Below are 21,444 nucleotides of genomic sequence, written 5' to 3'. Positions count from 1 at the left end.
GGGGGTTCGGGGGCGGAGCCCCCGGAACGGGGTCTGGGGCGCAGCCCCAGCGGGGCCCGGGGCGGAGCCCCGGTTCGGGAAGGGGCGGGGTGGGGAAAAGCACCCCCCGGACGGGCGGCCCCCAGCCCGGGGGCAGACCGTTCCCGCAACAGCCGGATACCCTTGGAGGCCGACCACCGACCCGACATCCGACCGAAGGATTCGCGACCACCGTGTTCGATACCCTCTCCGATCGCCTCGCAGCGACTTTCAAGAACCTCCGGGGCAAGGGCCGCCTCAGCGAGGCGGACATCGACGCCACGGCACGCGAGATCCGTATCGCCCTCCTAGAGGCCGACGTGGCGCTGCCCGTCGTCCGGGCGTTCATCAAGCAGGTCAAGGAGCGGAGCCTCGGCGCGGAGGTCTCCCAGGCGCTCAACCCCGCCCAGCAGGTCATCAAGATCGTCAACGATGAGCTGGTCGGCATCCTGGGCGGCGAGGCGAGGCGCCTCCGCTTCGCCAAGCAGCCGCCGACAGTGATCATGCTCGCGGGTCTCCAGGGCGCCGGTAAGACCACCCTCGCGGGAAAGCTCGGCCGCTGGCTGAAGACCCAGGGCCACGCCCCGCTGCTCGTCGCCTGTGACCTCCAGCGCCCCAACGCCGTCAATCAGCTCTCGGTGGTCGCCGAGCGCGCCGAGGTCGCCGTCTTCGCCCCCGAGCCGGGCAACGGCGTCGGCGACCCGGTGAAGGTGGCACAGGACTCGATCGAGTTCGCCCGGACCAAGCAGCACGACGTCGTGATCGTCGACACCGCGGGCCGCCTCGGCATCGACGAGGAGCTGATGCGGCAGGCGGCCGACATCCGCGACGCGGTCCGCCCGGACGAGGTCCTCTTCGTCGTCGACGCGATGATCGGCCAGGACGCGGTGAACACCGCGGAGGCGTTCCGCGACGGCGTCGGCTTCGACGGCGTGGTGCTCTCCAAGCTGGACGGCGATGCGCGCGGCGGTGCCGCGCTGTCCATCGCGCATGTCACCGGCCGTCAGATCATGTTCGCCTCCAACGGCGAGAAGCTGGACGACTTCGACGCGTTCCACCCGGACCGTATGGCGTCCCGCATCCTCGGCATGGGCGACATGCTCAGCCTGATCGAGAAGGCCGAGCAGACCTTCAGCCAGCAAGAGGCCGAGAAGATGGCGGCCAAGCTGGCGAAGGGCCCCAAGGAGTTCACGCTCGACGACTTCCTGGCGCAGATGGAGCAGGTCCGCAAGATGGGCTCCATCTCCAAGCTGCTCGGCATGCTGCCGGGCATGGGCCAGATGAAGGACCAGCTCAACAATCTGGACGAGCGGGATGTGGACCGCACCGCGGCCATCATCAAGTCGATGACCCCGGCCGAGCGCCAGGACCCCACGATCATCAACGGCTCGCGCCGCGCCCGTATCGCCCGCGGCTCCGGTGTCGAGGTGAGCGCGGTGAAGAACCTGGTGGAGCGGTTCTTCGACGCGCGCAAGATGATGTCGAAGATGGCCCAGGGCGGCATGCCGGGAATGCCCGGGATGCCGGGTATGCCTGGCATGGGTGGCGGCAGCGCCAAGCGCAAGGGCAAGCAGCAGAAGAAGGCCAAGGGGAAGCAGCGTTCGGGCAACCCCATGAAGCGCAAGGCCGAGGAGCAGGCCGCCGCGGCGCGCCGCGAGCAGGGCGGCGCGTTCGGGCTGCCCGGCGCTGAGCAGGGCGGTAAGGACTTCGAACTCCCCGACGAGTTCAAGAAGTTCATGGGCTGAGCCGCCCCGGCGCCCGCTCGAGGCGTCCGTACGAACCAACGGCTCCGGCCCTTCGAGGCGTCCGTACGAGCGAACCGTAAGGCCCCCGCGCACACGGCGGATTCCAGGGGCCTTACGCGGAGGTCCTGTTCAGACGCGGCAGATCAGATAGCGGAAGACATTGGGCATCCACACCGTGCCGTCCGCGCGCCGATGCGGATGGAGCGCCTCGGTGATCTCCTTACGGACCTGGGTCGGATCCGTGACCCGCTCCGCCGCGTCGAACAGCCCCGTCGACAGCAGCCCGCGCACCGCGCTGTCCATGTCGGCGTACCCGAACGGGCAGGCCACCCGGCCCGATCCGTCGGGCCGCAGCCCGGCCCGCGCGGCCAGCTCCTCCAGGTCGTCACGCCCGCACAGCCGCCAGCGCGCGGGCGTGGGCTCCTCCCGGCGCTCGCCGGGGGAGTACATCGGATCGGCGAGCCGGGCGCCCACCCGCAGCACCCCGGAGGTGGCGCAGCGCTCCGGCGGGCCCCATCCGGCGAGCACCACGGCCCCGCCGCGCTCGGTGCGCGCGGCGGCGGCCGCGAGCGTGGACGCCGCCGCGGACACCGCGGCCCCGGAGCCTTCCGCGTCCAGGGCCGACAGCGGCTCGAAGGCGGTCACCACCGTGAAGGCCGCGTTGGCCGCGGCCTCCTGAACGCACGGGCTCTCCGGGCCGCCGGGGCCCAGCCGTGCGGACCGCCCCGGCCTGCCGTGCCCGCCCGGCCCGCCATGCCCGCCCGGCGCGCGCGGGGCCGTCAGCCGCTCGCGCGCGAGGCCCAGACGCGGCTCGTCCGTGTCCACCCCGCAGACCGTGGCGCCGCGCGCGGCCGCCATGAGGAGGGCGAGCCCGGAGCCGCAGCCCAGGCCCAGCAGATGGGTCTCGGCGCCGACGTCCAGCCGTTCGTAGACGGCCTCGTACAGCGGGACCAGCATCCGCTCCTGGATCTCCGCCCAGTCGCGGGTGCGGGCGTGGGCGTCCCTCGTCCATGACGAGGAGGGGCGCGGTCGGTGCCGCCGTACGAGCGTGGATGTCATCGAAAGGGCCCCAATCAGCGAAGAGCAGTGCCGTCGTCAGATTTGGTGTCACATACGCCGTTGTGCGTTATGACGTCCCACCCCCAAATGCCAGGGAACTCCGCATCCGTCCCCGCGTCCAGAGGTTTCACGGCCGTGCTTGCGTGCCCCCTTTGTGCGCCCCCGCACACCTGTGAGTACGCCATGCTCCCGGAACCGCCCCCCGGCCCCCTGGTCTCGGCGGGCCGCTGGACGGCGCCGGGCGGTGGCCGGCAGTGATCGCCTCGCTCTGGCACGATTCACGGTTCGGTACCCCGCCGCCGTACGATCGGCGCCATGGCCAAGGCTCCCGTACTCACCCCGCGGGTGGAGGACTTCCCCCGCTGGTACCAGGATGTGATCAACAAGGCCGAGCTGGCGGACAACGGCCCGGTGCGCGGCACCATGGTCATCCGACCGTACGGGTACGGGCTGTGGGAGCGGATGCAGCAGGACATGGACGCCCGCATCAAGGCGGTCGGCGTCCAGAACGCGTACTTCCCGCTCTTCATCCCGCAGTCGTATCTGGCCCGGGAGGCCGATCACGTCGAGGGGTTCGCGCCGGAGCTGGCGGTCGTCACCCATGGCGGCGGTAAGGAGCTCGAGGAGCCGGTCGTCGTCCGGCCCACCTCCGAGACGATCGTCAACGAGTACTTCTCCAAGTGGGTGCAGAGCTACCGCGATCTGCCGCTGCTGATCAACCAGTGGGCCAATGTGGTGCGTTGGGAGCTGCGGCCGCGGCTGTTCCTGCGGACGACCGAGTTCCTGTGGCAGGAGGGCCACACCGCGCACGCGACGTACGAGGACGCCAGGGACTTCGCCGCCCGGATCCACCGTGAGGTCTACGCCCGGTTCATGGAGGACGTCCTGGCGATGGACCTCGTCCTGGGCCGCAAGACCGCCCGGGAGCGGTTCGCGGGCGCCCTCAACACCCTCACCCTCGAAGGGATGATGGGCGACGGCAAGGCGCTCCAGCTGGGCACCAGCCATGAGCTCGGCCAGAACTTCGCCAGGGCCTTCCACACCAGCTATCTGTCCAAGGACGGCGAGCAGGAGCTGGTCTGGCAGACCTCATGGGGCAGCACGACCCGGATGGTCGGCGCGCTGGTGATGATGCACGGCGACGACAACGGCCTGCGGATCCCGCCGCGGCTGGCCCCGATCCAGGTCGTGGTGCTGGCGATCAAGGGCGATGAGGCGGTGCTCGCCAAGGTCCGCGAGATCGGCGACCTGCTGACCGCGGCGGGCGTGCGGGTCCATGTCGACGACCGTACGGACACCCCCTTCGGCCGGCGCGCGGTCGACTGGGAGCTCAAAGGCGTCCCCATTCGGGTCGAGATCGGCCCGCGCGACCTGGAGGGCGGCACCGCGATGGTGGCCCGGCGGATCCCCGGCGGCAAGGAGCCGGTGCGCGCCGAGCTGCTGCCGGAGCTGCTGCCCAAGGTCCTGGAGGAGGACCAGGCGCTGCTGCTGCGACAGGCCCGTGAGCGCCGTAAGGCGCGCACCACGGACGTGACGACCATGGAGGAGGCCGCCGAGGCCGCGGCGGCGGGCGGCTGGGCCCGTATCCAGTGGGCGGACCTGGGCCCGGAAGGCGAGGCGGCGCTCGCCGAGCGGTCCGTATCCGTCCGGTGTCTGGTCACCGAGGACGGGGCGGTGCCGGACGCCGATGACGCTCCCGGTAACGTCGCGTTCGTCGCGCGGGCTTACTGAACCGGTACGTACCGGCTTGGTGCGCGGTGCGTGGCTCATCCACAGATTTACGCACCCGCCCCTCGTCGTCGTACATCACCGTGAACTGACTGGTACGTGCAAATTATTTGGGATGGCCCGGAATCGGAACACCGGGACGGTCCTGCTCGTTAGCACGACGTGAGCACGACACCACCTGTTCTCGCCGCAGAGCTGGCACAGGCGTGGGCCGATATTCAACGGCACCACCCCGAGCTGCCGGATCTAGCCGCGCCCGAATCGCTGATCGGAGAGTCGTCGTCCGCATGTGGCGCCGAGCTCTCCTTCGAACGGCTGCTGCATGAGGCAGTTCATGGGATCGCCGCTGCCCGCGGTGTCCGTGACACCTCACGTGCCGGCCGCTACCACAACCGCCGGTTCCTGGCGGTCGCCGAGGAGCTGGGGCTTGACCACCCCGATGAGCCGCATCCCAGCAGCGGCTTCTCGCTGGTCACCCTCAGCCCCGAGGCGAGAAAGCGCTACCGGACCACGATCGACCGCCTCCAGCGCGCGCTCAAGGCGCACACCGTGGCGACGACCGCCGAGACCTCCCGTACCTTCCGCGGGCCCGCCGCGCGGCACGGCTCGTCCGGTGGCGGGGTCCGGGTCAAGGCGGTGTGCGACTGCGGGCGCAATGTCCGGGTCGTCCCGTCGGTGCTGGCCCAGGCGCCGATCATGTGCGGAGGATGCGGTAAGCCCTTCCGCATTCCGGAGCCGGTGGCCGCGGTCGGCTGACCTGTCACGGTGTGGCACAATGGTCTGCTGTACTCGACAGTCGACCAGGACCCCTCTCTCCTCCGGCTGACGCGTCCATCGGGCACTCGGGTACCGCAACCCCACGCGGCACGTCGCAGTGCTCAACCACGTCAAGACCAGGAGACACCACTCCCGTGGCAGTCAAGATCAAGCTGAAGCGTCTGGGCAAGATCCGTTCGCCTCACTACCGCATCGTCGTCGCCGACTCCCGCACCCGCCGTGACGGCCGGGCGATCGAGGAGATCGGTCTGTACCACCCGGTGCAGAACCCGTCGCGCATCGAGGTCGACTCGGAGCGTGTGCAGCACTGGCTGAAGGTCGGCGCGCAGCCGACCGAGCCGGTGCTGGCCATCCTGAAGGTCACCGGCGACTGGCAGCAGTTCAAGGGTCTGCCCGCCCCGGCTCCGATGAAGGTCGCCGAGCCGAAGGCCGACAAGCGCGCCCTGTTCGAGGCGGCCGCCAAGGACGCCGGTGATGAGCCGAAGGGTGAGGCGATCACCCCGAAGGCGAAGAAGGCCGACAAGAAGTCGGACGAGGCGGCCGAGTCCGCTGAGTCCACCGCCTCGACCGAGGCCTGAGGATGCTCGAGGAGGCCCTCGAGCACCTGGTGAAGGGCATTGTCGACAACCCCGACGAGGTGCAGGTGGCCTCGCGCAACCTGCGGCGCGGGCGGGTGCTGGAGGTTCGGGTGCACCCCGATGACCTCGGCAAGGTGATCGGCCGCAATGGCCGCACCGCACGCGCCCTGCGCACCGTCGTGGGCGCCATCGGCGGCCGTGGGATCCGCGTCGACCTCGTCGACGTCGATCAGGTCCACTGAGGCGAACAAGAAGAGCACCGGCACGGGCCGGGGAGGGCTTTGGGCCGTCCCCGGCCCGTGTGCGTGAAGGGACATCGCATCGTGCAGTTGGTTGTCGCGCGGATCGGCCGTGCCCATGGCATCAAGGGCGAGGTCACCGTCGAGGTCCGGACGGACGAGCCGGAGCTGCGGCTCGCCCCGGGGGCCGTGCTGGCCACCGAGCCCGCCTCGGCCGGGCCGCTGACCATCGAGACCGGCCGGGTGCACAGCGGCCGGCTGCTGCTGCGCTTCGACGGCGTACGCGACCGCAACGCCGCGGAGGCGCTGCGCAACATCCTGCTGATCGCGGAGGTCGACCCCGAGGAGTTCCCCGAGGATCCCGAGGAGTTCTACGACCATCAGCTGATCGACCTCGATGTGGTCACCGTGGACGGCGCGGAGGTCGGGAGGATCTCCGAGATCTCCCATCTGCCGTACCAGGACCTGCTGATCGTGAAGCGCCCCGGCGGGGACGAGGTGATGATCCCGTTCGTCTCCGAGGTCGTGCCGGAGATCGATCTGGAGGCGCAGCGCGCCGTGATCGACCCGCCGCCGGGCCTGCTCGACGAGGCCGAGGCGGAGATCGCGGGCAACCGTAAGGACGACACCGCGGGCAACCGTTCCGAGGGCAACCGTAAGGACGACATCGACGGCGTTCGCAAGGATGAGACCGATGGCGTTCGCAGGGGCGACACCGGTGGCGTTCGTAAGGAGGAGGCCGCGGGCGGCCGTGAGGGTGGTGAGTCGTCATGAGGCTCGACGTCGTCACGATCTTCCCCGAGTACCTGGAGCCGCTGAACGTCTCGCTGGTCGGCAAGGCGCGCGCCCGAGGCCAACTCGACGTGCGGATCCACGATCTGCGCGCCTGGACGCACGACCGGCACAACACGGTCGACGACACCCCGTACGGCGGCGGCCCCGGCATGGTCATGAAGCCCGAGCCCTGGGGCGAGGCGCTTGACTCGATCATGGAGTCGGGCGAGGCCGAGGGGCTGGTCAAGCCCACGCTGATCGTGCCGACCCCGAGCGGCCGTCCGTTCACCCAGGCCCTCGCCGTGGAGCTCGCCGAGCGCCCCTGGCTGGTCTTCGCGCCCGCCCGCTACGAGGGCATCGACCGCCGGGTGATCGAGGAGTACGGCGAGCGGCTCGAGGTCCACGAGGTCTCGATCGGTGACTATGTGCTGGCCGGCGGCGAGGCCGCGGTGCTGGTGATCACCGAGGCGGTGGCCCGGCTGCTGCCGGGTGTGCTGGGCAACGCCGAGTCGCATCGCGACGACTCCTTCGCCCCCGGCGCGATGGCCGATCTCCTGGAGGGGCCCGTCTACACCAAGCCCCCCGAGTGGCGCGGCCGCCCCATCCCGGAGGTGTTGATCAGCGGCCACCACGGCAGGGTCGCCCGCTGGCGCCGGGACGAGGCGTTCCGCCGCACCAGCGAGAACCGCCCCGATCTGATCGAGCGCTGCGATCCGGCCACGCTCGACAAGCACGACCGCGCGCTCCTCACCGAGCTGGGCTGGGAAGAGCTGCCCGGGACCGGTGGGGCCCGATTTGGGCGGCCGGACCGGGCCGTGGAAGAATAGGCCGCTGCCGTACGTCCGGGTGTGCGCCCCTGCCACAGGGGGACCGACGCCCACCCGATGAGGGCGGCACTCCGAATCATCATCCGATATTCCGCTGATGACCTGTGGCATCGGCGAAGAAAGCAGACGATCATGTCTCACCTGCTCGACACCGTCGACTCCGCGTCGCTGCGCAGCGACATCCCGACCTTCCGCCCCGGCGACACCGTCAACGTCCACGTCCGCGTCATCGAGGGCAACCGCTCCCGTGTCCAGCAGTTCAAGGGCGTTGTCATCCGCCGCCAGGGCTCCGGCGTCCGTGAGACCTTCACCGTCCGCAAGGTGAGCTTCAGCGTCGGCGTCGAGCGCACCTTCCCGGTGCACACCCCGATCGTCGAGAAGATCGAGGTCGTCACCCGCGGTGATGTGCGCCGGGCGAAGCTGTACTACCTGCGCGACCTCCGCGGCAAGGCCGCCAAGATCAAGGAGAAGCGCGACAACTGAGTTCGCGGCTGTATCGCGGCGATTTTGCGCGACTACTGAGCTACCGCCGGATCATCCGGCCGGGCCGGATAGGCTCTGGCCCGATGAACACCGAAGGACAGCTCGCGGAGCGCGACCGCTCCCCGGGCTCCGAGAAGGAGCACGGGGAGCGGTCGCGCTCTTCGCATGCTCCCGCGCGGGCCGGGGAACCCCCGTCCGCCCGGTGGCTGCCGGAATGGCTGACCGGGGGCGGGCGATGGCGGCGGGCGGCGCTGCTCGCGGCGGCCTGTGCCGCGCTCGTGCTGCTGGTGAGCGGCTTTGTGATGCAGCCGTTCCTGATCCCCAGCGGTTCGATGGAGAACACCCTCCGCCCCGGGGACCGGGTTCTTGTGAACAAGCTCGCCTACCGTTTCGGGGACGATCCGCGCCGCGGTGACGTTGTCGTGTTCGACGGAGCCGGTTCCTTCGGCGAGGAGGAGCCGTCCGGGAATCCGGTGACGGGTCTGCTGCGCAAGGCGGCCGCGGCGGTCGGGCTGGCCGAACCGGCCGAGTCCGACTACGTCAAGCGCGTGGTGGGCATTGGTGGTGACCGGGTCACCTGCTGCGACAAGCGGGGGAGGATCGAGGTGAACGGTCAGCCGGTGGACGAGGGCTATCTGCGCCCCGGAGACAGGCCATCGCGGGTGCGCTTCGACACCGTCGTGCCCGAGGGACGGCTGTGGGTGATGGGCGACCACCGTGACGCCTCCCGGGACTCGCGCGACTATCTGGGCGCACCGGGCGGCGGCACCGTCCCCGTCGACAAGGTGATCGGCCGCGCCGAATGGATCGGCTGGCCGTTCGGCCGCTGGTCCGCCGTGCCCCGGACGGACACCTTCGCCGATGTGCCCGCGGCGCCCGGCGGCATACCGTCCGCGGTCTCCGGTGGTGCCCATGGGTAAGCGCGGGCGGCCCCGTACCAGGGCGCGCCAGGCCGGGGGCCCGCCCGCCGGTGTGGACCCCTCGCGTGCGCCGGGCGAGCGCCGGGTCGGCGGGCGTGCGGAGCGGCGCAGGATCCAGCGCCGTATCAAGCGCAGGCGGCGCCGTTCGGCCGTCAAGGAAATACCGATACTGGTGGGCGTGGCGCTGGTGATCGCGCTCGTCCTGAAGACCTTCCTGGTGCAGGCGTTCGTCATTCCGTCCGGTTCGATGGAGCAGACCATCCGGATCGGCGACCGGGTGCTGGTGGACAAGTTCACCCCGTGGTTCGGCTCGAAGCCGGAGCGCGGCGATGTGGTGGTGTTCAAGGACCCCGGGGGCTGGCTGGACGACGAGCGGAAGCCTCCCAAGAACGACCCGCCGGTCATCAAGCAGGGCAAGGAGTTCCTGACCTTCATCGGCCTGCTGCCGTCCTCCGACGAGCAGGACCTGATCAAGCGGGTGGTCGCGGTGGGCGGCGACACGGTGGCGTGCTGTGATACGAACGGTAAGGTCACCGTCAACGGGACGCCGCTGAACGAACCGTATCTGCACCCCGGCAACCCGCCGTCACAGAGGCAGTTCAAGGTGACCGTCCCCCAGGGGCGGATGTTCGTGATGGGCGATCACCGGTCCAATTCGGCGGACTCACGCGTCCATCTCGACGAGCCCTATCAGGGCACGGTGCCGGACAACATGGTGGTCGGCCGCGCCGTGGTGATCGCGTGGCCGTTCGGGCACATGCGGCGGCTCGAGGAGCCGGGCACCTACGCCTCGGTGAAGGACGCGCCGAGCGGGGCAACGCAGGCCGAGGGCTCGGCGCATAGGCTGTCCTCCGTAGATCAGCAAGCGATGGTCCAGCTCCCGATCCCTGCGGAACTCCCGCTCGTTATGGGAGTGGTGATCCTGCGCCGTTCGTGGGGCAGGCGGCAGTCAGGCGTGAGGAGTGGATGTGGGGGATTTGGCGGTCGGCGCACGATCCGGTCACGAAGAGCCCGAGAGGCAGCCCGGGACGAGGGGGGAGCCTCCCACGGACGGAGCGGACGGGGCGGACGAGGCGCCCGAAGCCGGTGCACCCACGGACAAGGCCCCGCCCATGGCGCCGCGCCCGCACGGAGCCGATGGCGGGCAGGAACCCTCCGGCCCTCCGGACGGGCCCGGCGCGACTGATCCGCCCGGGTCCGGCGACGAGGAACCGGCGCGGCCGGGCTCGGGGCGGCCGGACGGCCCCGGGAAGGCCGCCAAGGCCAAGAAGGTGCGCTCCTTCTGGAAGGAGCTGCCGATCCTGGTCATCATCGCGCTGGCCCTGGCGCTGCTGATCAAGACCTTCCTGGTGCAGGCGTTCTCGATCCCCTCCGACTCGATGCAGAACACCCTCCAGCGGGGCGACCGGGTGCTGGTGGACAAGCTCACCCCGTGGTTCGGTTCCGAGCCGGAGCGCGGCGAGGTGGTCGTCTTCCACGACCCGGGCGGCTGGCTCGGCGAGACCCAGACGAAGAGCTCCGGCCCGATCGCCGAGGGCATCCAGAAGGCGCTCAGCTTCATCGGGCTGATGCCGTCGGCGGAGGAGAAGGACCTGATCAAGCGGGTCATCGCGGTCGGCGGGGACACCGTCTCCTGCAAGCGCGGCGGCAAGGTCGTGGTCAACGGCAAACCGCTGGACGAGCCGTACATCTTCCCCGGGAACACTCCCTGTGACGAGAAGCCGTTCGGCCCGATCAAGGTGCCCGAGGGCCGGATCTGGGTGATGGGCGACCACCGCCAGGACTCGCTGGACTCCCGCTACCACCAGAATCTGCACGACGGCACGGTCTCGGTTGACGATGTCGTCGGGCGTGCGATCGTCGTCGCCTGGCCCATCGACCGCTGGTCCACCCTGTCGGTGCCGAGCACCTTCGACCAGCCGGGTCTGAGCGCGGCCGCCGCGGTGGCCCCCTCGGCCGTGGGGCTCGCGGGCGCGGTGCCGATCGTGCTGTGGCGCCGCCGCAGGCTGATCGCCAAGGTCCGGGAGGAGGCCGAGGCCAGGACCGGAGCCGAGGCCCGGTCCGGAGCCTAGGTCCGGTTGGGAGCCCAGGGCCGGACGGAGCGGTTGACCGCCGACTGCTGACGGGGCCCGTACCGCCGGGTAGGGTGCGGTTCCGTGTGTCCCAGGGCACACGGAACCTGATCTTCTACGTCTGTTGCGTACGGCGGGAGCACTGGAATGAGCGGAGCCCAAGGGGTGGGGGGCGGCACGCCGCGGCGTACGCCGGGCAGCGTGCTGTCCGGGCTGGCGGTGGCCGTCGGGTGTGTGCTGTTCCTCGGAGGTTTCGTCTGGGGCGCGGTGCTCTACAAGCCGTACACCGTCCCCACCGACTCCATGGCGCCGACGATCGGCAAGGGCGACCGGGTGCTGGCGCAGCGGGTCGACGGCGGCGAGGTGCGCCGCGGCGATGTGGTGGTCTTCCGCGACAACGTGTGGGGCGACCTGCCCATGGTGAAGCGGGTCATCGGGGTCGGCGGCGACCGGGTCGAGTGCTGTGACAAGCAGGGCCGGCTGCGGGTGAACGGCAAGGTCCTCGATGAACCGTATCTGCGCAAGGGGGAGCAGGCGTCCTCCACCGTCTTCTCCACCACCGTGCCCAAGGACCGGCTGTTCCTGCTGGGCGACCACCGCAGCGACTCCCTCGACTCACGGGTGCATCTCACCGACGAGGCGGGCGGCGCCGTGGAGCGGGGCGCGGTGGACGCCCGGGTGGACGCCACCGCCTGGCCGCTGGGGTCCTGGGGCACGGTGGGGCGGCCCGATGCCTTCAAGGCGCTGCCGGGCGGGACCTCGGAGCCTGGGCCGCTGGGGCCGATACTGATAGCGATCATTGTCGGCGCCGTGCTGATCCTGGGGGGCGCGGCCCACGGGCCGTACGTCCGCCGCAGGGCGGGCGGCGCGCGACAGGGGCAGACGGCGAAGGGGAAGGTGGCCGCGAGTGGCTGACGAGGGGGCCGGCGCGGCCGAGCGGACCGACGGGGACGAGCGGCGGCTGCGGAAGGTCGCACGGGTGGTGCTGCTGGATCCGCAGGACCGGATCCTGCTGCTGCACGGCTTCGAACCGGACGATCCGTCGTCCACGTGGTGGTTCACCCCGGGAGGCGGTCTGGAGGGCGAGGAGAGCCGCGAGGAGGCCGCCCTCAGGGAGCTCGCGGAGGAGACCGGGATCACCGATGTGCGGCTCGGCCCGCTGCTGTGGCGGCGGATCTGCTCCTTCCCGTTCGCCGGGCGGCGCTGGGACCAGGACGAGTGGTACTACCTGTGCCGTACCCGGCAGACCCCGGCACGCCCCGGCGGCGGGCTGACGGAGCTGGAGCGGCGCAGCGTGGCCGGGCTGCGGTGGTGGACGGCGGACGATCTGGCCGCGACCACCGAGCCGGTGTACCCGACACGGCTGGCGGAACTGTTGCGTACGCTGCTCGTCGAGGGACCCCCGAGTGCACCGGTGATCCTGGAGACTGAGCGCGTCTGACGCACAATGGGGGGACGCACGGCTGAAGGGGAACATGCCATGAGCGCCGAGGACCTCGAGAAGTACGAGACCGAGATGGAGCTGAAGCTCTACCGGGAGTACCGCGATGTCGTCGGTCTGTTCAAATATGTGATCGAGACCGAGCGCCGCTTCTATCTCACCAACGACTACGAGATGCAGGTGCACTCGGTCCAGGGTGAGGTCTTTTTCGAGGTGTCGATGGCCGACGCCTGGGTCTGGGACATGTATCGCCCGGCCCGTTTCGTGAAGCAGGTACGGGTTCTCACGTTCAAGGACGTGAATATCGAGGAGCTGAACAAGAGCGACCTCGACCTTCCCGGCGGTTGACTCCCCCTTCCGGGTGACTGAGTTGTCCACAGCCGGGCGGCCGTCCACAGAAATGCTCCAAGATCCCTGAGTGGGGCGCGGGGGCGTCACAGTCGGTGCCGGAGGTGGTGCCGAATGAACGCCCGAGGAGCGCTGGGCCGCTACGGCGAGGATGTGGCGGTCCGCATGCTTGCGGAAGCCGGGATGACCGTCCTGGAGCGCAATTGGCGGTGCCGGGAGGGCGAGGTCGACATCGTCGCCCTCGACGCCGGGGCCCTGGTGATGTGCGAGGTCAAGACGCGCCGCGAGGGTGGCTACGAGCACCCGATGGCGGCCGTCCGGCCGGATAAGACCGAGCGGCTGCGGCGGTTGGCGGAGCGCTGGCTGGAGCGGCACGGCGGCCCGCCGCCGGGCGGGGTCCGCATCGATGTGGTGGCGGTCGTGCTGCCCCGCCGGGGCGCGCCCGTGGTCGAGCATGTGCGAGGGGTGGTCTGATGGGGTTCGCCCGCACCTGCTCGGTGGCGCTGGTCGGGGTCGAGGGCGTCGTGGTGGAGGTCCAGGCCGATCTGGAGCCGGGAGTGGCCGCCTTCACACTCGTCGGACTGCCCGACAAGAGCCTGGTGGAGAGCCGGGACCGGGTTCGCGCGGCCGTGGTCAACTCCGGCGGCGAATGGCCGCAGAGAAAGCTCACCGTCGGCCTCAGCCCGGCCTCTGTTCCCAAGGGCGGCAGCGGCTTCGACCTGGCCGTGGCCTGTGCGGTGCTCGGCGCGGCCGAGCGGGTGGACCCGCGCGAGATCGCCGACCTGATGATGATCGGTGAGCTGGGCCTGGACGGCCGAGTGCGGCCGGTCCGTGGGGTGCTGCCCGCCGTGCTCGCCGCCTCCGAGGCGGGCTACCGCCAGGTCGTGGTCCCCGAGCAGACGGCGGCCGAGGCGGCCCTGGTGCCGGGCGTCTCGGTGCTGGGCGTGCGGAGCCTGCGCCAGCTGATCGCGGTGCTGACGGACGCGCCGGTGCCCGAGGAGGAGGAGCCCCAGGAGCTGGGCCGCCCCGATCCGATGCTCGCGGGGCTCACCGTGCCCGGCGCCGGTATGGGCACCGGCGTCGCCGCGGTGCCCGGGGCGGGGGCGGGGGCGGGGCGGCCCGATCTGGCCGACGTCGCCGGGCAGCGGGCCGCGCGCACCGCGCTCGAGGTCGCGGCCGCGGGCGGGCACCACCTCTTCCTCAGCGGGCCTCCGGGCGCCGGGAAGACCATGCTGGCCGAGCGGCTGCCGGGGCTGCTGCCGCCGCTCACCCAGCAGGAGGCCCTGGAGGTCACCGCGGTCCATTCGGTCGCCGGTGTCCTCCCGCCGGGGCAGCCGCTGGTGCAGACCCCGCCGTACTGCGCCCCGCATCACTCGGCGACCATGGCCGCGCTCGTCGGCGGGGGAAACGGCCTGCCCAGACCCGGCGCGGTCTCGCTGGCCCACCGCGGAGTGCTCTTTTTGGACGAGGCTCCCGAGTTCAGCGGGAAGGCGCTGGACGCCCTGCGGCAGCCCCTGGAGTCGGGGCATGTGGTGGTGGCCCGCTCCGCCGGGATGATGCGGATGCCGGCGCGCTTCCTGCTGATGCTGGCGGCCAACCCCTGTCCTTGTGGGCGCCATGGGCTGCTGGGCGATGTCTGCGAATGCTCGCCCGCCACGGTCCGCCGCTATCAGTCACGGCTGTCAGGACCGCTGCTGGACCGGGTGGACCTGCGGGTCCGTGTCGAGGCGGTGAGCCGGACCGAGCTCACCGGAGGGGGTGCCGGGGCCGAGAGCAGCGAGTCCGTCGCGGCCCGGGTCCAGGAGGCCCGTGAGCGGTCCGCCGCCCGCCTCCTGGACACGCCCTGGCGGCTGAACAGCGAGGTGCCGGGCCATGAGCTGCGCACCCGCTGGCAGCCGGTCCCCGGTGCGCTGCGCGAGGCCGAGCGCGATATGGAGCGCGGGCTGCTCACCGCCCGGGGGCTCGACCGGGTGCTGAGGGTCGCCTGGACCGTCGCCGACCTGGCCGGGCACGACCGGCCCATGGCGCCGGACATCGCCCAGGCGCTGCAACTGCGCACCGGGATCCGCCGCGGGGTGCCCGTCGCGGCGGGGGAGCACTGATGTCCATGCCTTCGGCGGACGGCGACCGTGGCACCGTCCCCGCCCTGTTCTCCGACCTCTGGCAGCGGGACGGCGTCACGGTCGAGGGTCAGGGGCTCTCCGAGGGGCGGGAAGGCGCGGACGAGAGTCAGGGACATCCGAAGGGGCGCGGGACCCCGGACGAGCGGCAGGGGCTCCCAGAGCGGCGGGGCGTCGCGGATGAGGGTCAGGGGCTCCCCGAGGGGTGGGGCGTCGCGGATGAGGGCCAGGGACATCCGGAGGGGCAGGGCGTCGTGGACGACGGTCAGCGGCTCCCCGAGGGGCGGGGCGTTCCGGATGAGGAGCGTCTGGCGCGGGCGGCGCTCACCCGGCTTGTGGAGCCCGGGGACGAGGCGGTGGGGCGCTGGCTGCGCCGCATGGGCCCGGTGGCGCTGTGGCGGGCGCTTACCGGGAAGGGCAAGCCCCCGCCCGGGGCCACCGGGGACCGGCTGGCCGGATGCGCCCTCCGGGCGGCCGGAGTGGACCCGGTCGCCGACCTTGCGCTGATCGCCCGGTGCGGAGGGCGCTTCATCTGCCCCGGGGATCTGGACTGGCCAGGTCAGCTCGACGATCTCGGCGACGCTCGCCCGGTGGGGTTATGGGTGCGCGGCCCGGCCGGGTTGCGAATGTGGGCGCTGCGCTCGGTCGCCGTGGTGGGCGCACGGGCTTGCAGTGATTACGGCGCGCATGTCGCGGCGGCCCTCGGCACCGGACTCGCCGAGCGGGGCTGGGTGGTCGTCTCCGGCGCGGCCCACGGCGTGGACGGCGCGGCTCACCGAGGGGCGCTCGCCGCCGGCGGGGCCACCATCGCGGTGCTCGCCTCCGGTGTGGATGTCCCCTATCCGCGCGGGCATGCCGAGTTGATCGAGCGCATCGCGGAACAGGGCCTGGTGCTGGCCGAGTTGCCGCCCGGAGCCCATCCGACACGCGCCAGGTTCGTGCTCCGCAACCGGGTCATCGCCGCCCTCACCCGCGGCACGGTCGTGGTCGAGGCCCAGTACCGCAGCGGATCACTGGTCACCGCGCGCCGGGCACAACAGCTCGGGCGGTCCACCATGGGGGTGCCGGGGCCGGTGACCAGCGGGCTCTCCGCCGGGGTGCATGAACTGCTGCGCGGCGAGGCCGTCCTGGTCTCCGACGCCGCCGAAGTGGCCGAGCTCGTCGGCGGTATCGGGGACCTCGCCCCGGAGCGGCGGGGGCCGCTGGTCGAGCGGGACCTGCTCGATCCCGTGACGGCGCGGGTGCTGGAAGCGTTGTCGGCACGAGGCGGTAACGCCCTGCAGGATGTGGCCCGGGACTCCGGGACCGGCTGTGACGAGGCCCTGGGCCGGCTCCATGAACTGCTCGCCCTGGGCTTTGTCGAACGACATGGCGATCGATGGGAGTTGGTCCGTCCCGTGCGCCCGAGCGGCGGCGTACGGCGAGGCGATCCCCCAAATCGGGGCAATCGGGTGAAAGGGTTGAGGCGATGACCGTATCCGCACACCGCCGAGCCGACACCCTTCGCATACCGCGACGCCGTAGTCACGCTACGCTCACAAGGTTTCCGGCGGAAGCGTACGTCCTCACCCATGTCATGGCAGAACGGCTCAAGGCGACGAATGCCCCAGCACATCTCCGGGTCTGACAGCGCGGCGCCGCCCGCGGCCCGCGGCGCGGTGCACCCCGCCGCGCCCTCATCGCTCGACGAGCTGTGGCGGTCGTACAAGACCACGGGCGACGGTCGGCTGCGGGAGCAGCTGATCCTGCACTACTCACCGCTGGTGAAATATGTGGCCGGCCGGGTCAGCGTCGGGCTGCCCTCCAACGTCGAGCAGGCGGACTTCGTCTCCTCCGGGGTTTTCGGACTCATCGACGCCATCGAGAAGTTCGACCCCGAGCGCGCCATCAAGTTCGAGACCTACGCCATCACCCGGATCCGCGGGGCGATGATCGACGAGCTGCGCGCGCTGGACTGGATCCCGCGGTCGGTCCGTCAGAAGGCCCGGGCCGTGGAGCGGGCGTATGCCACGCTGGAGGCTCAGCTGCGCCGCACCCCCTCGGAGGCCGAGGTGGCCGCCGAGATGAGCATCAGCCTCGAGGAACTGCACGGCGTTTTCAGCCAGTTGTCGCTGGCCAATGTGGTCGCGCTGGAGGAGCTGCTGCACGTCGGCGGCGAGGGCGGCGACCGGCTCAGCCTCATGGACACCCTCGAGGACACCGCCGCCGACAACCCGGTCGAGGTGGCCGAGGACCGGGAGCTGCGGCGGCTGCTCGCCCGAGCGATCAACACTCTCCCGGAGCGGGAGAAGACCGTGGTCACGCTCTACTACTACGAGGGGCTCACGCTCGCCGAGATCGGCCAGGTGCTCGGCGTCACCGAGAGCCGGGTCAGCCAGATCCACACCAAATCGGTGCTCCAGCTGCGGGCGAAACTCGCCGACGTCGGACGCTGAATCGTCCCTTCGGCATCGCCCTCCGGGTGCCCTTTTCCGTAGAGTGTTCGCGTGCCCAGGATTCGAGCGGCCTCAGTGGCCGAGCACCGGACGATGCAGCGCGCGGCCCTTCTGGAGGCCGCCCGCACCCTGCTGTCCCAGGGCGGTACGGAGGCGCTGACCTTCCCTGCCCTCGCCGAGCACACGGGACTGGCACGGTCCTCCGTCTATGAGTATTTCCGCTCCCGCGCCGCCGTGGTCGAGGAACTGTGCGCCGTCGACTTCCCGGTCTGGGCCGCCGAGGTCGAGGCCGCCATGGAGCGGGCCGACGGGCCGGAGGCGAAGGTCGAGGCGTATGTCCGGCGGCAGCTGGCGCTCGTCGGCGACCGACGGCACCGTGCGGTGGTGGCGATCTCCGCCGGTGAGCTGGACGCGGGCGCGCGGGAGAAGATCCGGGCCGCCCATGGCGGGCTGATCGCCATGGTGGTCGAGGCCCTCGCGGCTCTCGGGCATGAGCAGCCCCGGCTCTCGGCCGTGCTGCTCCAGGGCGTCGTGGACGCGGCGGTCCGGCGTATCGAGCTCGGCGCGGCTGAGGACCCCGAGCGGATCACCGAGGCGGCCGTCGCCATGGCCCTGCGCGGTGTCCAGGGCTGACCCCCGCCGATCCTCTCCACCGCCCGCCCTACCTACCTGCCCGCCTGCCCCACCCGCCCCACTGAGCGTGTGGGTCCCCTGGGGCGCGCGGGGCCTGGCCCGGACGGCTCTGGGTGCGCGGGGCGCCGCGGCGCGAACGGATCTGAATGCGTCCAGGCCGCGGGCGCCGCGGCCTGGACGCATTCGGGCGACCCAGACGGATCCGGGCCCAGAGGGACGCCGCCATGAGCGCAGCAGCCGTCGGCAGACGGGTGTCCCCGGCGGGGGAGGCGAGCGCGGAGACCATGGGCGCGTCGCGCACCCCGAACACCGGAAGCAGCCGGGACGGCCCGCCCCGCAGCATCGACGGCGGCAGCAACGACAGGGGATCGAGGTAGCGGTCGGCGCGCCGCAGCCCCCAGTGCAGACAGCCCGGCGGGCAGTGGAAGGGGCCTGGTGCCACCACGCCGACCACCTGCCCGGCGGCCACCCGCTCCCCCTTGCGCACCGTGGCGCGCACCGGTTCGTAGGTGGTGCGCAGCGGAGGCACGCCGGTCCCGGACAACTCGATCACCAGCACCCCACGGCCCGCGACCGGGCCCACGAAGCTCACCCGTCCCGCGGCCGCCGCCCGGACCCGCTCGCCCGGGCGCGCCGCGAGGTCGACCCCGCGATGCCCCGCCGCCCAGGGCGCCGGAGGCGGCCGCCAGCCCCTCAGCACGGCCGGCCGCACCGCTCCCGGCGCGCCGTCGACCGGCCATGATCGCTCCCCGTCCGGCCTCGACCGCTCCCCTCTCGGCCTCGTCCCCGACCCCGGATCCGGTGCGCGTGCCCCCGGCCCCGGTTCCCGCGCCGCGCCCCGACCCGCCGGGCCTGGACCCGCCGCCGCGGCCCGCGCCGCCGGAAGAGGTACCGCCGGAAGAGTCGCTGTCCGCGCCGTCGACACCGGAAGCGCCGACGACACCCTCGGCATCGAGGACGCCATCAGCACCGACGGCGCCAGAATCACCAGGGCAAGCGCCCACCCCACCACAAGCCTTCGCATGAACTCCACGGTGGCCCGGCGGCCTGAAACGGGTGGATCATGGACGGAATCGGTGGACTACTCACCGGTTGTGGATAACGCCGTCACCCGGCACCGTACCGGTCCCGTACACTTCTTATGGCGATCCGGGTCACCGGATCGACTTCGCACGCCCCGCCACCGGCGCTCCGATCGCGCATCGGTCAGCTCGGTGGCCGCGCCCCTCGGTCCTCGGACGACCTCCCGCAAGGGCCTCCGTCCGTGGCAGGCGCGCCGGGACGTCAGGAGCGGCGGCCGCCCGGCCGCCGTGGAACCGAGCACTTCAAGGAGTACGGCCATGGCCGTCGTCACGATGCGGGAGCTGCTGGAGAGCGGCGTCCACTTCGGGCACCAGACCCGCCGCTGGAACCCGAAGATGAAGCGCTTCATCTTCACCGAGCGCAACGGCATCTACATCATCGACCTGCTCCAGTCGCTGTCGTACATCGACCGCGCCTACGAGTTCGTCAAGGAGACCGTCGCCCACGGCGGCTCCATCATGTTCGTCGGCACGAAGAAGCAGGCGCAGGAGGCCATCGCCGAGCAGGCGACCCGCGTCGGCATGCCGTACGTCAACCAGCGCTGGCTGGGCGGCATGCTCACCAACTTCTCGACCGTCTACAAGCGCCTCCAGCGCCTGAAGGAGCTCGAGCAGATCGACTTCGAGGATGTGGCCGCCTCCGGCCTCACCAAGAAGGAGCTCCTGGTCCTCTCCCGCGAGAAGGCCAAGCTGGAGAAGACCCTCGGCGGTATCCGCGAGATGCAGAAGGTGCCGAGCGCCGTCTGGATCGTGGACACCAAGAAGGAGCACATCGCCGTCGGTGAGGCGCGCAAGCTCCGGATCCCGGTCGTCGCGATCCTCGACACCAACTGTGACCCGGACGAGGTCGACTACAAGATCCCCGGCAACGATGACGCGATCCGTTCCGTCACCCTGCTCACCCGGGTGATCGCCGACGCCGTCGCCGAGGGCCTGATCGCCCGTTCCGGCGTCGCCACCGGTGACGAGAAGGCCGACAAGGCCGCGGGTGAGCCGCTCGCCGAGTGGGAGCGCGACCTGCTCGAGGGCGAGAAGAAGGCCGACGAGGCCGAGGCCAAGCCGGCCGAGGCCGCCGCCGAGAAGCCTGCCGAGGACGCCAAGTCCGCCGAGGCCGTCGCGGACAAGCCCGCCGAGGACGCCAAGCCTGCCGAGGCCCCCGCCGCGGGCACCGAGCAGGGCTGACCACTAAGACGTCACTCAGACGGTGTATGACGGCGGGGGACGGTGCCAGTGGCGCCGCCCCCGTCGTTCACCCGTAGAGCTTTCGACTTTCGAGAAGAGATTCACAGATCATGGCGAACTTCACCGCCGCTGACGTCAAGAAGCTCCGTGAGCTGACCGGCGCCGGCATGATGGACTGCAAGAAGGCGCTGGACGAGGCCGAGGGCAGCGTCGACAAGGCCGTCGAGATCCTGCGCGTCAAGGGCCAGAAGGGCGTGGCCAAGCGTGAGGGCCGCAGCGCCGAGAACGGTGCCGTCGTCTCCCTCATCGCGGACGACAAGTCCTCCGGCGTGCTGGTCGAGCTGAAGTGCGAGACGGACTTCGTTGCCAAGGGCGACAAGTTCGTGGTGCTCGCCGACGCCATCGCCGCCCACGTCGCCAAGACCTCCCCGGCCGATCTGGAGGCTCTGCTCTCCTCCGAGATCGAGGCGGGCAAGACCGTTCAGGCGTTTGTCGACGAGGCCAACGCGACCCTCGGCGAGAAGATCGTCCTGGACCGCTTCGCGCAGTTCTCCGGCGGCTACGTCGCGGCGTACATGCACCGCACCAGCCCGGACCTGCCGCCGCAGGTCGGCGTCCTGGTCGAGCTGGACAAGGAAGACGCCACGGTCGCCAAGGACGTCGCGCAGCACATCGCCGCCTTCGCCCCGAAGTTCCTCACCCGTGACGAGATCCCGGCCGAGACGGTCGAGAACGAGCGCCGGGTCGCCGAGGCCACCGCTCGCGAGGAGGGCAAGCCCGAGGGTGCCCTGCCGAAGATCATCGAGGGTCGCGTCACCGGCTTCTTCAAGGAGAACGTCCTGGTGGACCAGCCGTTCGCCAAGGACAACAAGAAGTCCGTCCAGAAGGTCCTCGACGAGGCCGGTGTCTCGCTCAAGCGCTTCGCCCGTTTCCGCGTCGGCGTCTGAGCCGAGCAGCGAATAACCGGCGACCCCGATAGGGTC

The 21,444-nt window shown here is 71.2% G+C and carries 23 protein-coding genes; 21 read left to right on the top strand and 2 right to left on the bottom strand.

The window, feature by feature from the left end:
* Window positions 1-212 precede the first annotated feature (212 nt).
* Entirely contained in the window at window positions 213-1,763 is a 1,551-nt protein-coding gene (gene ffh / locus AB0E24_RS43170; protein WP_069866441.1) for a signal recognition particle protein, read from the top strand.
* A gap of 129 nt (window positions 1,764-1,892) precedes the next feature.
* Here the strand turns inward: ffh and AB0E24_RS43165 are convergent, their stop codons facing one another.
* A complete protein-coding gene (locus AB0E24_RS43165) occupies window positions 1,893-2,822 on the bottom strand; it encodes an SAM-dependent methyltransferase (RefSeq protein ID WP_359385305.1) in 930 nt (309 codons plus the stop codon).
* 315 nt (window positions 2,823-3,137) lie between these two features.
* Here AB0E24_RS43165 and proS point away from each other — a divergent pair, with 315 nt between their 5' ends.
* From proS to AB0E24_RS43075, 18 genes are all read left to right on the top strand, one after another.
* Entirely contained in the window at window positions 3,138-4,553 is a 1,416-nt protein-coding gene (proS, locus tag AB0E24_RS43160; RefSeq protein ID WP_359385303.1) for a proline--tRNA ligase, read from the top strand.
* A 159-nt stretch (window positions 4,554-4,712) separates the two neighbouring features.
* Window positions 4,713-5,306 (top strand): hypothetical protein, encoded by a 594-nt coding sequence (locus AB0E24_RS43155; RefSeq protein WP_069866436.1) that lies wholly within the window; start codon window positions 4,713-4,715, stop codon window positions 5,304-5,306.
* Window positions 5,307-5,461: 155 nt separating this feature from the next.
* Window positions 5,462-5,905, top strand: a complete 444-nt coding sequence (rpsP, locus tag AB0E24_RS43150; protein ID WP_069866434.1) for a 30S ribosomal protein S16 — start codon at window positions 5,462-5,464, stop codon at window positions 5,903-5,905.
* A 2-nt stretch (window positions 5,906-5,907) separates the two neighbouring features.
* Entirely contained in the window at window positions 5,908-6,147 is a 240-nt protein-coding gene (locus AB0E24_RS43145) for an RNA-binding protein (RefSeq protein ID WP_046087411.1), read from the top strand.
* 81 nt (window positions 6,148-6,228) lie between these two features.
* The gene (gene rimM / locus AB0E24_RS43140; protein ID WP_359385300.1) at window positions 6,229-6,918 is read left to right on the top strand and encodes a ribosome maturation factor RimM; all 690 of its coding nucleotides are present in this window, start codon (window positions 6,229-6,231) and stop codon (window positions 6,916-6,918) included.
* Complete coding sequence (trmD, locus tag AB0E24_RS43135; RefSeq protein ID WP_069866432.1) at window positions 6,915-7,745, top strand: tRNA (guanosine(37)-N1)-methyltransferase TrmD; 831 nt, start codon at window positions 6,915-6,917, stop codon at window positions 7,743-7,745. The genes rimM and trmD overlap by 4 nt, the downstream gene beginning before the upstream one ends.
* 132 nt (window positions 7,746-7,877) lie before the next feature.
* A complete protein-coding gene (gene rplS, locus AB0E24_RS43130) occupies window positions 7,878-8,228 on the top strand; it encodes a 50S ribosomal protein L19 (protein WP_014055193.1) in 351 nt (116 codons plus the stop codon).
* Between the two features lie 83 nt (window positions 8,229-8,311).
* Window positions 8,312-9,148, top strand: a complete 837-nt coding sequence (lepB, locus tag AB0E24_RS43125) for a signal peptidase I (protein WP_069866430.1) — start codon at window positions 8,312-8,314, stop codon at window positions 9,146-9,148.
* Entirely contained in the window at window positions 9,141-10,334 is a 1,194-nt protein-coding gene (gene lepB / locus AB0E24_RS43120) for a signal peptidase I (RefSeq protein ID WP_359385297.1), read from the top strand. The genes lepB (AB0E24_RS43125) and lepB (AB0E24_RS43120) overlap by 8 nt, the downstream gene beginning before the upstream one ends.
* Entirely contained in the window at window positions 10,261-11,220 is a 960-nt protein-coding gene (gene lepB, locus AB0E24_RS43115) for a signal peptidase I (protein ID WP_359385295.1), read from the top strand. Before lepB (AB0E24_RS43120) ends, lepB (AB0E24_RS43115) begins: the two co-directional genes overlap by 74 nt.
* A gap of 147 nt (window positions 11,221-11,367) precedes the next feature.
* Window positions 11,368-12,135: a signal peptidase I gene (lepB, locus tag AB0E24_RS43110; protein WP_359385293.1), complete on the top strand. Its 768-nt coding sequence runs from the start codon at window positions 11,368-11,370 to the stop codon at window positions 12,133-12,135.
* Window positions 12,128-12,661: an NUDIX hydrolase gene (locus AB0E24_RS43105; protein ID WP_079259129.1), complete on the top strand. Its 534-nt coding sequence runs from the start codon at window positions 12,128-12,130 to the stop codon at window positions 12,659-12,661. The genes lepB (AB0E24_RS43110) and AB0E24_RS43105 overlap by 8 nt, the downstream gene beginning before the upstream one ends.
* Before the next feature lie 39 nt (window positions 12,662-12,700).
* A complete protein-coding gene (locus AB0E24_RS43100) occupies window positions 12,701-13,009 on the top strand; it encodes a DUF2469 domain-containing protein (RefSeq protein WP_009714730.1) in 309 nt (102 codons plus the stop codon).
* Between the two features lie 114 nt (window positions 13,010-13,123).
* The gene (locus AB0E24_RS43095) at window positions 13,124-13,483 is read left to right on the top strand and encodes a YraN family protein (RefSeq protein WP_359385291.1); all 360 of its coding nucleotides are present in this window, start codon (window positions 13,124-13,126) and stop codon (window positions 13,481-13,483) included.
* Complete coding sequence (locus AB0E24_RS43090; RefSeq protein ID WP_359385289.1) at window positions 13,483-15,111, top strand: YifB family Mg chelatase-like AAA ATPase; 1,629 nt, start codon at window positions 13,483-13,485, stop codon at window positions 15,109-15,111. Before AB0E24_RS43095 ends, AB0E24_RS43090 begins: the two co-directional genes overlap by 1 nt.
* A complete protein-coding gene (dprA, locus tag AB0E24_RS43085) occupies window positions 15,111-16,601 on the top strand; it encodes a DNA-processing protein DprA (protein ID WP_359385287.1) in 1,491 nt (496 codons plus the stop codon). Before AB0E24_RS43090 ends, dprA begins: the two co-directional genes overlap by 1 nt.
* 129 nt (window positions 16,602-16,730) lie before the next feature.
* On the top strand, window positions 16,731-17,564 hold the full coding sequence (whiG, locus tag AB0E24_RS43080) for an RNA polymerase sigma factor WhiG (protein WP_069866419.1): 834 nt from the start codon (window positions 16,731-16,733) through the stop codon (window positions 17,562-17,564).
* 93 nt (window positions 17,565-17,657) lie between these two features.
* Window positions 17,658-18,197, top strand: coding sequence for a TetR/AcrR family transcriptional regulator (locus tag AB0E24_RS43075; RefSeq protein WP_069866896.1), 540 nt, complete (start codon window positions 17,658-17,660; stop codon window positions 18,195-18,197).
* A 28-nt stretch (window positions 18,198-18,225) separates the two neighbouring features.
* Here the strand turns inward: AB0E24_RS43075 and AB0E24_RS43070 are convergent, their stop codons facing one another.
* The gene (locus AB0E24_RS43070) at window positions 18,226-18,909 is read right to left on the bottom strand and encodes a M23 family metallopeptidase (RefSeq protein WP_359385285.1); all 684 of its coding nucleotides are present in this window, start codon (window positions 18,907-18,909) and stop codon (window positions 18,226-18,228) included.
* 628 nt (window positions 18,910-19,537) lie between these two features.
* On the opposite strand from AB0E24_RS43070, the gene rpsB reads away from it, so the two are divergent.
* Window positions 19,538-20,461, top strand: a complete 924-nt coding sequence (rpsB, locus tag AB0E24_RS43065; RefSeq protein ID WP_079259131.1) for a 30S ribosomal protein S2 — start codon at window positions 19,538-19,540, stop codon at window positions 20,459-20,461.
* A gap of 110 nt (window positions 20,462-20,571) precedes the next feature.
* On the top strand, window positions 20,572-21,408 hold the full coding sequence (gene tsf, locus AB0E24_RS43060) for a translation elongation factor Ts (protein WP_069866415.1): 837 nt from the start codon (window positions 20,572-20,574) through the stop codon (window positions 21,406-21,408).
* The last annotated feature ends 36 nt before the right edge of the window (window positions 21,409-21,444 follow it).

The sequence above is a fragment of the Streptomyces malaysiensis subsp. malaysiensis genome (assembly GCF_040653035.1).
In the GTDB taxonomy this organism is placed as follows: Bacteria; Actinomycetota; Actinomycetes; order Streptomycetales; family Streptomycetaceae; genus Streptomyces; species Streptomyces malaysiensis.
This window is presented reverse-complemented; position numbering and strand designations above follow the sequence as displayed.

Bases quoted from the DNA above. Each gene is read 5' to 3' on its own strand.
- AB0E24_RS43090 (WP_359385289.1), top strand. From the start codon at position 13,483: ATGGGGTTCGCCCGCACCTGCTCGGTGGCGCTGGTCGGGGTCGAGGGC.
- trmD (WP_069866432.1), top strand. From the start codon at position 6,915: ATGAGGCTCGACGTCGTCACGATCTTCCCCGAGTACCTGGAGCCGCTG.
- AB0E24_RS43095 (WP_359385291.1), top strand. From the start codon at position 13,124: ATGAACGCCCGAGGAGCGCTGGGCCGCTACGGCGAGGATGTGGCGGTC.
- lepB (WP_359385293.1), top strand. From the start codon at position 11,368: ATGAGCGGAGCCCAAGGGGTGGGGGGCGGCACGCCGCGGCGTACGCCG.
- rplS (WP_014055193.1), top strand. From the start codon at position 7,878: ATGTCTCACCTGCTCGACACCGTCGACTCCGCGTCGCTGCGCAGCGAC.
- dprA (WP_359385287.1), top strand. From the start codon at position 15,111: ATGTCCATGCCTTCGGCGGACGGCGACCGTGGCACCGTCCCCGCCCTG.
- proS (WP_359385303.1), top strand. From the start codon at position 3,138: ATGGCCAAGGCTCCCGTACTCACCCCGCGGGTGGAGGACTTCCCCCGC.
- AB0E24_RS43075 (WP_069866896.1), top strand. From the start codon at position 17,658: ATGCAGCGCGCGGCCCTTCTGGAGGCCGCCCGCACCCTGCTGTCCCAG.
- lepB (WP_359385295.1), top strand. From the start codon at position 10,261: ATGGCGCCGCGCCCGCACGGAGCCGATGGCGGGCAGGAACCCTCCGGC.
- AB0E24_RS43145 (WP_046087411.1), top strand. From the start codon at position 5,908: ATGCTCGAGGAGGCCCTCGAGCACCTGGTGAAGGGCATTGTCGACAAC.
- lepB (WP_359385297.1), top strand. From the start codon at position 9,141: ATGGGTAAGCGCGGGCGGCCCCGTACCAGGGCGCGCCAGGCCGGGGGC.
- rpsB (WP_079259131.1), top strand. From the start codon at position 19,538: ATGGCCGTCGTCACGATGCGGGAGCTGCTGGAGAGCGGCGTCCACTTC.
- lepB (WP_069866430.1), top strand. From the start codon at position 8,312: ATGAACACCGAAGGACAGCTCGCGGAGCGCGACCGCTCCCCGGGCTCC.
- tsf (WP_069866415.1), top strand. From the start codon at position 20,572: ATGGCGAACTTCACCGCCGCTGACGTCAAGAAGCTCCGTGAGCTGACC.
- AB0E24_RS43100 (WP_009714730.1), top strand. From the start codon at position 12,701: ATGAGCGCCGAGGACCTCGAGAAGTACGAGACCGAGATGGAGCTGAAG.
- whiG (WP_069866419.1), top strand. From the start codon at position 16,731: ATGCCCCAGCACATCTCCGGGTCTGACAGCGCGGCGCCGCCCGCGGCC.
- AB0E24_RS43165 (WP_359385305.1), bottom strand. From the start codon at position 2,822: ATGACATCCACGCTCGTACGGCGGCACCGACCGCGCCCCTCCTCGTCA.